Raw genomic sequence first — 12,578 nt, forward strand, 5'->3', positions numbered from 1 at the left:
CGATGCCCCCTCACGCAGATGACTTGATCACGTTGGCGAACGTTTCGATGCGGTCGTCCAGCCACTCGTGCATCTCCGAGATCAACGCCTCGTATTGCGAAGCCATGGATTGCCCCAACGGCGTCAAGGCAGCGCCGCCCCCGGCCGCCCCGCCGATATGGCGCGCGACCAGCGGCTCACGGAACGCATGATTCATGGCATCGACGAGCAACCATGCGCGCCGATACGACATGCCGAGTTCGCGGGCAGCGGCGGAAATCGATCCGGTCCGTTCGATCTCGCGCAGCAGCGCCAGCTTGCCCGGGCCGAACACCGGCGTCTCGCCATCGCGAATACGAATGCGCAAGTCGTAGCCGACCGGTGCGCCGGGTGCGCGCTCAACGGACATGGTTGCCGATCACGATGGCCGCGATCGCCAGGATCGCCATCAGCGCCCAAACCCACCAACGGTGCTGCCATTTCCGCGGTAGCGGCAAGCCGGTGGACGCTACGCTGCCCGCCTCTGCGCCACGGCCTGTCGTGGCGTCGCGATCGCTCGGCACCCCCTCCCCCGCCGCCAGCGCCCCCGGGGCGACAATGGCGGCGAACCGCGTGAAAAAATCATCGGCAAGCTTGCGCGCCGCACCGTCGATCAGCCGGGAGCCGACCTGCGCAAGCTTGCCGCCAACCTGCGCATTCGCTTCGTACGCGAGCACGGTCTCGCTCACGCCCTGCTTGTGCAGCGTGACAGCCGCCTGCCCCTTGCCGAAGCCGGCCGCGCCGCCCTGTCCATCGAAATGAAGTGTGTACGACTTGGGGGGAATCACGTCGCTCAGCGTCAGCTTGCCGGTAAAGCGCGCCTTCACCGGCCCCACCGACGCCGTCATGGCGACCGTAAATGTATGCGCGTCGACACGGTCGAGCGATTCGCAGCCCGGAATGCATTGCTGCAGTACGCCCGGGTCGTTGAGCGCAACCCACACCACGTCCTGCGCGACTGGCAGCACCCGGCTGTTTTGCAGTTCCATCGTCTGGACTCCCGTTTATTCAGGCGATGCATCGCCATCGCGTCATCGGCATTGTGACACGCGCCAGCACCCGGCAACAGCCGCAGCGCAATATTGCGGCCTTGTCCGATGGTCAGCATGCATGCCGGCCCAACGCCTGTGACAATTGCGCCAGCGATGCGAGATCGTGCACGGGCAGATGGCGATCGACCCACGGCAACATCGCCCGCACGCCGCCGGCCTTCGGCGCAAAGCCGGCGTAGCGCAACAGGGGGTTGAGCCAGAGAATCTGCCGGCTGCAAAGGCGCAGGCGCGCCATCGCTTCGCCCAGCACGGCAGGGTCGCCGCGATCGAGGCCGTCCGTCACAAGCAGGACGGCCGCACGCCGCGCCAACAAGCGCCGCGCCCATTGGCGGTGGAAGGTCTGGAGGCAGGGGCCGATGCGCGTGCCGCCCGACCAATCGGGCACCGCGCGCGCCACGGCGCGCATGGCGTCGTCCACGTCGCGCGCGCGCAGGCAGCGCGTGACATCGGTCAGGCGTGTTCCAAAGAGAAATACGCTCAGCGATTCGCGCCGCCCAAGCGCATGCAGGAAATGAAGCAGCACGCGCGTGTAACGGTGCATCGACCCCGAGATGTCGCACAGCGCCACGATCGGCGGCGGCCTGCGGACCCGCTGCCGGTGCGGCAGCCGCTGCAATTCGCCACCTTGGCGCAAACGTTCGCGCAGTGCAGCGCGCAGGTCGATACGGCCCCGGCCGCCCGCTTGCCAGCGCCGCGTCACGATCTCGCGAAACGGCATCGCGAAGCGGGCAATCCATCGGCGCGCTTCGGCCCACTCCTGCGGCGTCATCTGCTCGAAGTCACGCGTCATGAGCCGTTCGCGCTCGGAAAACGTCGCCATCGCCTCGAACTCGGTGCGGCGCGGCGACGGCGTCCTGGCGGCATCGGGTTGCGAGGCGCGCGGCGCAAGCGCGTGGCTCACGCGCGGGCTGACCGGCAGATCGCCGGCCAGGCGCCCGGCGATTTTCGGTAATGGCAACCGTGCTGCGCGAGCCAGCAGATCCGGATCGCGCCAGAACACGGCAAACGCCTGATCGAAGATCGCTTGCTGGTCGCGCCGGGTGACGAGCACGCTCGCCAGCGCGGCATGCCAGTCGTCGCGGCGCGCCACGCCGACAAGGCTCACCGCCATCAACGCGTCGGCGGCATGGGCGGGACCGATCGGCAGGCCGGCGATCCTCAGCACCCGCGCAAAGTGCATCACGTTCTCGGCGAGCCGGCCGTCGCCCTCAAACGTTCCATCCGTCATGGCGTGGTATTCCCGCCGCCCAGGCCGGCCTGAATGTCGCGCAGCAACGCAAGCGCCGCGTCGCCCTGCACCCGGGCGAGATCGTCCTGATACTTGAGCAATGCGCCGAGCGTCGCATCGATCATGTCGGCATCGAGCGAAACGCAGTCGAGCGTCATCAGCGCGCGTGTCCAGTCGAGCGTTTCCGCCACGCCCGGCGCCTTGTAGAGATCGCCTTCGCGCAAACGCTGCACGAATGCGACCACCTGCTCCGTCAGTGCTTCGGGTGCGTCGGGCACCTTGCGGCGCAGGATCGCCCATTCGCGGCGCGCGTCGGGGTAGTCGACCCAGTGGTAGAGACAGCGCCGCTTGATCGCATCGTGAATCTCGCGCGTGCGATTCGACGTGATGACGACCACGGGCGGCGTGGCGGCGCGTAACGTGCCGAACTCCGGAATGCTCAACTGGAATTCGGAGAGCACTTCGAGCAGAAACGCGTCGAACGGTTCGTCCGCACGATCGAGCTCGTCGATGAGCAATACCGGCGCGCCGCGCGGATTCGGCATCAGCGCTTGCGCCAACGGCCGCTTCAGCAGGAATGCGTCGCCGTACAGCCGTCCGGCAAGCTGCTGCGTATCAAGGGCGGCGCCGGGCCCGCCTCCGGCGGCATGCGCCGCCTCGGAAAGCCGGATCTCGAGCACTTGGCGCGCGTAGTCCCATTCGTAGGCGGCCGATGCAATATCGAGCCCCTCGAAGCATTGCAGGCGAATCAGATCGCGATCCAGCATCGCCGCCAACGCACGCGCCACCTCCGTCTTGCCGACGCCCGCCTCGCCTTCGAGAAACAGCGGGCGTCCCATGCGCAAGCCCAGAAAGACAGTTGTCGCCAATTGTCGCGTGGCAAGGTAATCGGCGTCGGCGAGTGCCGCCAACACCGCATCGACGGACGCCGGGTGCGGGTTTCCGTCAGGCATGCAATGCGGCCTCCACGGCACGGCGCGTCATCACCTGCACGAGATGCGCACGGTACTCGGCGCTGCCATGCATATCGCCCGACATGTCGGCCGGACTGACGGACAGCCCGTCAACGGCCTCCGGCGTGAATTTTGCGGTCAACGCCTGCTCGGCAGCCGTGAAGCGGAACACGCTGGGCGCGGCGCCCGTCACCGCCACGTGCACGCCCGCCGCCCCCTGCGCGACGAACACGCCCACCAGCGCAAAGCGCGACGCGGGCTGGCGGAATTTGACATAAGCCGCACGCTGCACCACGGGGAACGCCACCGCCGTGATGATCTCGCCGGGCTGCAACGCCGTCTCGAACATGCCGAGGAAAAAGTCGTCGGCGGCGATTTCCCGGCGATCGGTTCGCACGGTCGCGCCAAGGCCCAGCACGGCGGCCGGATAACACGCGGCCGGATCGTCGTTGGCCAGCGACCCGCCCAGCGTGCCGCGATTGCGCACCTGCCGGTCGCCAATACCTTCGGCCAAGGCGGCGAGCGCGGGAATCGCCTGCCGGACTTCGGCCGATGCTGCGACTTCCGCATGCGAGGTCATCGCGCCGATCACAAGGCGGTCGCCGTCACGGCGAATGCCGCGCAACGACGCGATGCCGCCGAGATCGATCACATCCGACGGCGCGGCGAGTCCGAGTTTCATGGCCGGCAACAGGCTCTGACCACCGGCGATGAGCTTCGCGTCCGGGTGAGCGGCAAGTCCTTGCACGGCTTGCGCGACATCGGCGGGTCGGTGATAGTCGAACGTCTTCATGGCAACGCTCCTGTCGATGTCGTATCAGGCGCCCGCAGGCGCGGATGTCTGCTGACGTTGCTGCAACGCCTGCCATACGCGTTCGGCGGTCGCCGGCATTTCCAGATGCAACACGCCGATCGCATCCGTGATGGCATTGATCACCGCCGCGGGCGATCCGATCGCGCCCGCTTCGCCGCACCCCTTCACCCCCAGCGGATTGTGCGTGCACGGCGTGCAGGTCGTCGCGACCTGAAAGTCAGGCAGGTCGTCGGCGCGCGGCATCGCGTAGTCCATATACGACCCCGTCACCAACTGACCGCTTTCCGGATCGTACACACACCCTTCGAGCAACGCCTGCCCGATCCCTTGGGCGAGCCCGCCATGCACCTGGCCCTCGACGATCATCGGATTGACGATGTTGCCGAAGTCGTCGACAGCGGTCATCGCCACGATCTCCGTTTGTCCCGTCTGCGGATCGACCTCGACCTCGCAAATATGGCTGCCGGCAGGAAACGTAAAGTTCGTCGGGTCGTAGAACGCCGTCTCGTCGAGTCCGGGCTCCAGCGTCTCGAGCGGATAGTTGTGCGGCACGTAGGCGGACAATGCAATCTGCGCGAACGGCAGGCTGCGGTCGGTGCCGGCCACCGTAAACTTGCCGGCGTCGAACTCGATATCGTCTTCCGCCGCCTCGAGCATGTGCGCGGCGATCTTGCGGCTCTTGGCGACGACCTTGTCGAGCGCCTTCATCAGCGCCGTGCCGCCAACAGCCAACGAACGCGATCCATACGTCCCCATCCCGAACGGCACACGGCCGGTATCGCCGTGCACGACGTCGACGTCATCGATGCCGATGCCGAGCCGGTCCGCGACGATCTGCGAAAACGTGGTTTCGTGCCCCTGGCCGTGGCTGTGCGAGCCGGTGAATACCGTCACCTTGCCGGTCGGATGCACGCGCACTTCGCCGGCTTCGAACAACCCCGCGCGCGCGCCCAACTGGCCCGCGATGTTCGACGGCGCGAGACCGCACGCCTCGATGTAGCAGGAGAAGCCCAATCCGCGCAGCATGCCGCGCTGCTTCGCCGCCTCGCGGCGCGCCGGGAAACCGGCCACGTCGGCCAACTGCAGCGCACGGTCAAGACTGGCGGTGTAGTCGCCGGTGTCATAGCACAACGCAACGGGTGTCTGGTAGGGGAATGTCTTGATGAAATTGCGCCGCCGCAACTCGGCCGGATCGATGCCGGTCTCACGCGCGGCCGTCTCCACCAGCCGCTCGACGACATAGGTCGCCTCGGGCCGGCCCGCGCCGCGGTATGCATCGACCGGCGAGGTGTGCGTGAACACGCCCGTGACTTCGCAGAAAATCGCCGGCGTGGCGTATTGCCCGGCAAGCAGCGTGGCGTAGAGGATCGTCGGCACGCACGACGAGAACGTCGACAGATACGCGCCGAGATTGGCTTTCGTATGCACGCGCATTGCGAGGAACTTGCCATCCGCGTCCAGCGCGAGTTCGGCGGTGGTCGCGTGATCGCGTCCGTGCGCATCCGACAGAAACGCTTCGGCGCGCTCGGCGGTCCATTTGATCGGACGATTCAGTTGCTTGCTCGCCCACACCAACGCCGTTTCCTCGGCGTAGAGAAAGATCTTCGAACCGAAGCCGCCGCCAACGTCGGGCGCGATGACGCGCAGCTTGTGCTCGGGAATGCCGAGCACGAACGCGGCCATGAGCAAACGTTCGACGTGGGGGTTCTGATTCGCGACGTACAGTGTGTAGCTCTCGTCGGCGCGGCTGTACGCCGCAACAGCGGCGCGCGGCTCGATCGCGTTCGGAATCAGCCGATTATTGACGAACGTCAGCGTCGTGACGTGTGCAGCCTTCGCGAACCCGGCGTCGGTCGCCGCGCGATCGCCCAGCGTCCACACATAGCAGCGGTTGTCGGGCGCGATATCGTGAACGGACGGCGCGCCCGCCGCCACCGCCTGCTCGGGGGATACGACCGCGTCGAGCGGCGTGTAATCAACTTCGACGCGCTCCGCCGCCTCGCGCGCGGCCGACAGCGTTTCCGCCACGACCATCGCGACGTGATCGCCGACATACCTTACGGTGTCGATCGCGAGAATCGGGTGCGGCGGCTCCTTCATGGGCTGCCCGTCGGCGCCGGTAATCAGCCAGCCGCACGGCAGACCGCCGATGCCGGCCGCCTTGATGTCGTCCCCCGTGAAAATGCCCACCACGCCGGGCACTGCGCGGGCGGCATCGAGCCGGTAGCCGCCGATGCGGGCGTGCGCATGCGGCGAACGCACGAACACGGCGTAAGTCTGACCGGCGAGCTGGACGTCGTCGGTATATTGTCCGGCGCCGGTCAGGAAGCGGTAGTCTTCCTTTCGGCGCACCGACGCGCCGATGCCGGCGGACGCGTCGCGGGTATCAACAGGTACGGCGCTCATGAGCGGCCTCCTTTCGCCTGCATCGCGGCGAGCCCGGACTGCACGGCGCGCACGATGTTGTGATACCCGGTGCAACGGCAGAAATTGCCGTCGAGCGCGCGGCGGATCGCCGCTTCATCGGGTACACCGCCGGTGGTATCGATGGCGCACGCGCTCATCACCATGCCCGGGGTGCAAAAGCCGCACTGCAGCCCGTGATGCTCGCGAAACGCCGCCTGCATCGGATGCAACGCCCCGTCGCTCGCAAGTCCTTCGATGGTCACGACCGTCGCGTCCTGCGCCTGCACGGCCAGCAACGAGCACGCCTTGACGGCGCGTCCGTCCAGCAGCACGGTGCAAGCACCGCATTGCGACGTATCGCAGCCGACGTGCGTACCGGTCAGGCGAAGCTGGTTGCGGAGAAAATCGACGAGAAGCGTTTCGGCGGGAAGGTCGGCGGCCACGGGCGCGCCGTTGACCGTCAGTGACACGTGGACTGACATGGGGCGTCTCCTGAAACGATTGTTCTGAGCGAAAGCACAAGACAACAACGAAGGACGACAGCCTGCAACCGCCGGACGTTGCCGGCGCGGGCGCAAGTTTCATTGTTCTGCGTTCGCCCCCGCCTGACAAGGGGCATTTCCCCGCCGGGCCGCCCACGCCCGTCCGAAGGGGCGTTCTATTTAGCCGGATACAGCGCAGGTGGAAACTGGCTATACTCGTCGCATGGACAAAACGTGCGGTCTGGTCTGACCGCCGGGAGACCCGGGACATGGACAGCGTCGATCTCGAAGTGCTGAAAGCTGCAGCCCAATGGAGCGAATCCGGCTATTTCGTGACGCTTGGCACGGTCGTGCGCACGTGGGGCTCGGCACCGCGCCCGGTCGGCTCGACGCTGGCCATCCGCGAGGACGGCCGGCTCGTTGGCTCGGTCTCGGGCGGCTGCGTGGAAGACGATCTGGTCGAGCGTATCCGTTCGGGGGAATGGCCGCAGGATCTGCCGCAGACAACGAGTTACGGCGTCAGTGCAGAAGAGGCGCATCGTTTTGGCCTGCCATGCGGCGGCACCTTGCAACTGGTGCTCGAACCGGTGCGTGCGCACACGCGCGTGCCGGAACTGCTCGCGGCGATCGGCCAATACCGTCTGGTCGTGCGCGAACTCGACATGGCGACCGGCGAAGTCCGCATCGTGCCGGGCCACCGCACGCCGTCGCTGGAATTCGACGGCCAACGGCTGATCACCTCCCACGGCCCGCGTCACCGGCTGGTCGTCATCGGCGCGGGGCAATTGTCGCGCTACGTGGCGAGCATGGCGACAGCACTCGACTACCACGTGATCGTATGCGAACCCCGCGCGGAATATGCCGACGAATGGAACGTTCCGAACACCGAACTGACGCGCGAGATGCCCGACGACCTGATCATCCGGCTGCAGCTGGATTCGTATAGCGCGGTCGTCACACTCACGCACGATCCAAAGCTCGACGACATGGCGCTGCTCGAAGCGTTGAAGTCGCCGGCGTTCTATATCGGCGCGATCGGCTCGCGCGTCAACAACGCGAAACGGCGCGAACGCCTCTCGCTGTTCGATTTGAGTGCGGCGGAAATCTCCCGCCTGCACGGCCCGGTAGGCCTGCATCTCGGCGCACGCACGCCGGCGGAGATTGCGGTGGCGATCCTTGCGGAGATGACCGCCATCAAGAACGGCATCGCCGTGCGGCAGACGTTTTCGGCGGATGCCCCCAACATGGCGGACGACGCGTCAAGCTGCACCGTATAAAAAAACGCCGCCTTTCGGCGGCGCAACTCGCTCATCTTTGGACGTGTTACCTGTGAGCGCACTGGTTTGCCGTTTGTTCCCGCTTATTGTCGGCGCCTACATCTGGTTCCAAAGGAACACGGCACGCGCGTGCCCCTTCGCCGAGACGTTAACCTTGCGGATCATTTCCTTGCCTTCGTACGTCGCGCGCACCGTGTAAGCGCCTGGCGGCACCTTCACGAGCAGGAACGGTCCCTTCGCGGTCACATCCAGTACCATCTTGTCGTGTGCGGTGCTGATACGCACAGGGACGTCAGCCAGGAATTCATTGGCGCCATCGCCCTTCGCGTACAACTCGATCGATAGCGGATAGCGGCCCATGGCCTGTTTGATTGCCGCGGACTCATCGCCTGCGACACCGCCCGACAGATAACTGACGGACCCTTGCTGCACTTCTGGCGGCAACCCTTCCGATTGCGCCTGGGCGAGCGCGGCACCGCCCGCCAGAGCAAGGGTCGCGGCAGCTGCGACCGACCAACGCTTCATGGATTGCTTCATCTTCGACCTCCTTGTCAATGATTGACGATGGTGTATCGAAAAATCGATCCGGACTCCTAGCCGAGATCGACCGGAATGAATATCTGCTCGCCGTCGCGCTGCACGAGCAGCGCCACGTTGTTGCCTGCCTTCTTGAGCTTGTCGCTCAACTGCGCGGCGCTCGTGACAGGCGTGCCGTTGATCGAGAGGATGATGTCGCCCGCCTCGACACCGGCCTGCGCCGCCGGACCACCCGCCCGCTCGACCACAAGGCCGTGCGTGACTTGCGCGTCGCGCTTCTCGCGCGGCCCCAGTTCGCGCACCGCCAGGCCCAGGCGGCCATGCGTGGCGGTGTTATCGTTCGATGCAATGTTCTTGCTGCTGAACGCACCCACCGTCACGCTGACGTGTTGCGACGAACCATTGCGCCACACCGTCAGGTCCGCTTTGTCGCCAGGGCGCATATCTGCGATGCGCGACGGCAACTGCGCCGAATCGTCGATCATCGCGCCGTTGACCGCCAGGATCACGTCGCCCGGCTTCAGGTCCGACTTTGCAGCCGGGCCGTTGGGTTCGATCGCACTGACCAGCGCGCCGGTCGGCTTCGGCAATCCGAATGATTTCGCCAGCGACTGATTCATTTCCTGAATCGCGACGCCGATGCGGCCACGGCTGACTTTGCCGTATTGCTGCAACTGCGTTTTCACCTTCATCGCCATGTCGATCGGAATGGCGAACGACAGCCCCTGGAAGCCCCCGGTACGCGAGTAGATCATCGAATTGATGCCGATGACCTCGCCGTTCAGATTGAACAGCGGACCGCCCGAGTTACCCGGGTTGACCGGCACATCCGTCTGGATGAATCGCGTGTAGTTCTCGTCGGGCAGCGTGCGTGCCTTGGCGCTTACGATGCCGGCCGTCACGGTATTGTCGAATCCGTACGGTGAACCGATCGCCACCACCCACTCACCGGCTTTCGACTTCTCGGGATCGCCGATCTTTACGGTCGGCAATCCGCTCGCGTCGATCTTCAGCAATGCGACGTCGCTCGCCTTGTCGCTGCCGATCACCTTCGCGCGGTATTCGCGCTTGTCGGTCAGCTTGACAGTCACGGTGCTCGCGTCATCGACCACGTGCGCGTTCGTCAGCACATAGCCGTCGGGGCTCACGATGAACCCGGAGCCAAGACTGCGCGTGGGCCCATTGCTGCCCTGACCGCTGTCGCCGCCGACACCGTCGCCGCCGTCATCACCGCCCGGCGCGCCGTAGAAACGCTTGAAGAACTGGAACAGGGGATCGTTCTGGCTCATGCCCGGCGGGAACGGCGATGCAGACGCGCCACGGCCCGCCTGGCCCGTCGTCCCGTCGTGGGTGACACTAATGTTGACTACAGCCGGTCCGTATTGTTCCGCCAATTGCGAGAAGTCCGGCACGAGCATGCGCGGCGCCGTTGCGGCGGACTGCTGCACCGCCGCATTCGCGTTGGCGACGACCTGCGACGTCAGCGGCGTGTGCCAGTGCTGGCGACCCGCGACATAGCCCGCCGACAAGGCCACCACCAACCCGGCGGCCACCAGACTACGCGTAAGCTTCGATACTTGCATGTGCCTCTCCTCGAGATGAACACGTTGACATGAACGTCATCGTAGAGAGACAGGCTTAAGGTAACCTTAAGCGGCGCAAATCAATGCCTGGGCGGCGGCGATAGGGGTTGGCAATCGCCGCCGGCCCCATGCCGGTCAAACGCGACGGCGGATCGCTGTTGGCGTTACAAGGCAGGGGGAATGTGCGTCGGCGCACCATCGAAGCCGACCCGCACACGCAGGCCATGTCCTTCGCGCGCATCGTGGAGCGTGACCTGCGCGTGATGCACATCCGCGATGTTGCGCACGATCGCAAGCCCGAGTCCGCTGCCTTCGATGTTCGACGGGCCGGCGGCGTCGTCGATGCGGCGATAGAAACGGTCGAACACGCGCTCGCGTTCATCGGCGGCGATGCCGGGGCCATTGTCTTCGACCTCGACGACGGCCGGCCACGCGGACACGAGGCGAACGTCGACACGCCCGCCGCGCGGCGTGTATTTCAAGGCGTTGTCGACAAGATTGCCGAACAGCGTTTGCAGCGCCTGCGCATCACCATGCACACGGGCATGACGGCCGGTATCCGTTGTGACATCGAGTCCCAGTTCGATGCCGCGCGCCGCCGCCATGGGCGCGTGACGCGCCACGACTTCGCGCAACACGTCCAACAGGCCGAGATCGGCGAGCGTACGCGTCTCGCCCGGGTCCTGCCGCGCGAGCGTCAGCAATTGCTGGACAAGATGTGTGGCGCGGCGAACCCCGGCGCGCAAATCCTGCATGGCGTCCCGACGCGCGTCGTCGCTGGCGGCGCGTTCAAGCAGTTGCAATTGAAGATGCAGGGCGGCAAGCGGCGTGCGCAGTTCATGCGCCGCGTCGGCGACGAACGCCTTCTGCTGCGCCAAAGCATGCCCAAGCCGTCCAAGAAGACTGTTGAGCGCCTGCACGAGCGGCTGTACTTCATCCGGCAAACCGTCATCGGGCAAGGGCTCGAGCGCGCCCGGCGCGCGCGTCGAGCGCACGGGTGACGCGGCGCAGCGGTCTCAGGCCGCGTCCCACGATGATCCAGACCAGCAATGCAAGAATCGGCATCGCGACGCCCAACGGCAGCAACGTGCGCACGGCCATCGACACGGCGAGCGTGTCGCGCACCGCCATCGGTTGGGCCAGCTGCACGACGTTGTCGCCGACGAGTGCGGCGTACACGCGCCAATCGCCGGCCGGCGTCTGCACAGTGGTGAAGCCAAGTTCGGCGCGGCGCGGCAACGGGGCACGCGGATGGGAATAATACAGTTCGACGCCGTTGCGGCTCCAGATCTGGATGATCAGGCCGGCGTCGTCGCCATGTTCGCCGGGCACGCTCGAAAACGGTTCGGCCGGCAACGACAGCGCCATCTGCTGCAACTGAAAATCGAACAGTTCGTTGGCCTCGGCGCGCGACTGACGGAAGATGGCGACGCCGGCCAGCACCAGCGCAACGAGCAGCGTCAACAGCAGACCGGCCAACAGCCGGCGACGGATCGAACGCATCAATCGGCCTCCCCCGCCGCCGGCATCATGTAGCCGACGCCGCGCACGGTGCGGATGGTGTCCGCGCCCAGCTTCTTGCGCAGACCGTGGATATGCACCTCGACCGCGTTGCTTGCGATCTCCTCGCCCCATCCGTAGATCCTCTCTTCAAGCTGGGCTTTCGAGAGCACCGCGCCGGGGCGGATCAATAACGCTTCGAGCACGGCATATTCACGCGCGGACAGGGTGACGGGCGCGCCGTCGAGCGTGACTTGGCGCGTCGCGGGATCGAGCACGAGCGCGCCGTGCCGGACCAGCGGTTCGCTGCGGCCGGCCTGCCTGCGCACCAGCGCGCGCAGGCGCGCGGCGAGTTCGTCGAGGTCGAACGGTTTGACGAGATAGTCGTCGGCGCCCGCATCAAGCCCCTTGACGCGATCCGAGATCGCATCGCGCGCCGTGACGATCAGGACGGGCAGCGCCTGGCCGGCGGCGCGCAGCGAGCGCAGTACATCGATGCCGTCGCGGCGCGGCAGCCCGAGATCGAGCAGCATGGCGTCGTAGCTTTCGACGGCGAGCGCGTCGAGCGCGCGCTGCCCGTCGCCGACGGAGTCGACGGTCCACCCCTCCTGGCGCAACCCTTTGGCGACGGCAGCAGCGATCATTTGATCATCTTCGACTAGCAGTATTCGCATGGCGGTCGGAAAAAAGGTTGCGTCGAAGACAATTCGGCCGGTTGTCCGATGTTT

General features: G+C 66.1%; 11 protein-coding genes and 1 pseudogene. 1 reads left to right on the top strand and 11 read right to left on the bottom strand.

All coding sequences use genetic code 11. The features are described 5' to 3' along the window. Positions 1 to 10 precede the first annotated feature (10 nt). From PTE30175_RS10515 to PTE30175_RS10545, 7 genes are all read right to left on the bottom strand, one after another. A complete protein-coding gene (locus PTE30175_RS10515) occupies positions 11 to 388 on the bottom strand; it encodes a winged helix-turn-helix domain-containing protein (protein ID WP_150697008.1) in 378 nt (125 codons plus the stop codon). After that, positions 378 to 1,007: an SRPBCC family protein gene (locus PTE30175_RS10520; RefSeq protein ID WP_150697009.1), complete on the bottom strand. Its 630-nt coding sequence runs from the start codon at positions 1,005 to 1,007 to the stop codon at positions 378 to 380. The genes PTE30175_RS10515 and PTE30175_RS10520 overlap by 11 nt, the downstream gene beginning before the upstream one ends. 112 nt (positions 1,008 to 1,119) lie before the next feature. Continuing rightward, the gene (locus PTE30175_RS10525; RefSeq protein WP_150697010.1) at positions 1,120 to 2,298 is read right to left on the bottom strand and encodes a vWA domain-containing protein; all 1,179 of its coding nucleotides are present in this window, start codon (positions 2,296 to 2,298) and stop codon (positions 1,120 to 1,122) included. Next, a complete protein-coding gene (locus tag PTE30175_RS10530; protein WP_150697011.1) occupies positions 2,295 to 3,251 on the bottom strand; it encodes an AAA family ATPase in 957 nt (318 codons plus the stop codon). Before PTE30175_RS10530 ends, PTE30175_RS10525 begins: the two co-directional genes overlap by 4 nt. Continuing rightward, positions 3,244 to 4,044 carry an FAD binding domain-containing protein gene (locus tag PTE30175_RS10535; RefSeq protein ID WP_150697012.1) on the bottom strand — a complete coding sequence of 267 codons (801 nt, stop codon included), beginning with the start codon at positions 4,042 to 4,044 and terminating at the stop codon, positions 3,244 to 3,246. Before PTE30175_RS10535 ends, PTE30175_RS10530 begins: the two co-directional genes overlap by 8 nt. Before the next feature lie 24 nt (positions 4,045 to 4,068). Further along, positions 4,069 to 6,471, bottom strand: coding sequence for a xanthine dehydrogenase family protein molybdopterin-binding subunit (locus PTE30175_RS10540; RefSeq protein ID WP_150697013.1), 2,403 nt, complete (start codon positions 6,469 to 6,471; stop codon positions 4,069 to 4,071). Beyond that, the gene (locus PTE30175_RS10545) at positions 6,468 to 6,953 is read right to left on the bottom strand and encodes a (2Fe-2S)-binding protein (protein ID WP_150697014.1); all 486 of its coding nucleotides are present in this window, start codon (positions 6,951 to 6,953) and stop codon (positions 6,468 to 6,470) included. Before PTE30175_RS10545 ends, PTE30175_RS10540 begins: the two co-directional genes overlap by 4 nt. 269 nt (positions 6,954 to 7,222) lie before the next feature. Here PTE30175_RS10545 and PTE30175_RS10550 point away from each other — a divergent pair, with 269 nt between their 5' ends. Further along, entirely contained in the window at positions 7,223 to 8,230 is a 1,008-nt protein-coding gene (locus PTE30175_RS10550; RefSeq protein WP_150697015.1) for an XdhC family protein, read from the top strand. A 96-nt stretch (positions 8,231 to 8,326) separates the two neighbouring features. On the opposite strand, the gene PTE30175_RS10555 is transcribed toward PTE30175_RS10550, so the two are convergent. The 4 genes and pseudogenes from PTE30175_RS10555 to PTE30175_RS10570 form a co-directional block, all read right to left on the bottom strand. Beyond that, positions 8,327 to 8,767: a carboxypeptidase regulatory-like domain-containing protein gene (locus PTE30175_RS10555; protein WP_150697016.1), complete on the bottom strand. Its 441-nt coding sequence runs from the start codon at positions 8,765 to 8,767 to the stop codon at positions 8,327 to 8,329. 56 nt (positions 8,768 to 8,823) lie between these two features. Then, positions 8,824 to 10,350: a DegQ family serine endoprotease gene (locus tag PTE30175_RS10560; RefSeq protein ID WP_150697017.1), complete on the bottom strand. Its 1,527-nt coding sequence runs from the start codon at positions 10,348 to 10,350 to the stop codon at positions 8,824 to 8,826. A gap of 164 nt (positions 10,351 to 10,514) precedes the next feature. Beyond that, a pseudogene (locus PTE30175_RS10565) lies at positions 10,515 to 11,853 on the bottom strand (ATP-binding protein). Beyond that, on the bottom strand, positions 11,853 to 12,524 hold the full coding sequence (locus PTE30175_RS10570; protein WP_150697018.1) for a response regulator: 672 nt from the start codon (positions 12,522 to 12,524) through the stop codon (positions 11,853 to 11,855). The pseudogene PTE30175_RS10565 and the gene PTE30175_RS10570 overlap by 1 nt, the downstream one beginning before the upstream one ends. Positions 12,525 to 12,578 lie beyond the last annotated feature (54 nt).

The organism is Pandoraea terrae (genome assembly GCF_902459695.1).
GTDB classification, from domain to species: Bacteria; Pseudomonadota; Gammaproteobacteria; order Burkholderiales; family Burkholderiaceae; genus Pandoraea; species Pandoraea terrae.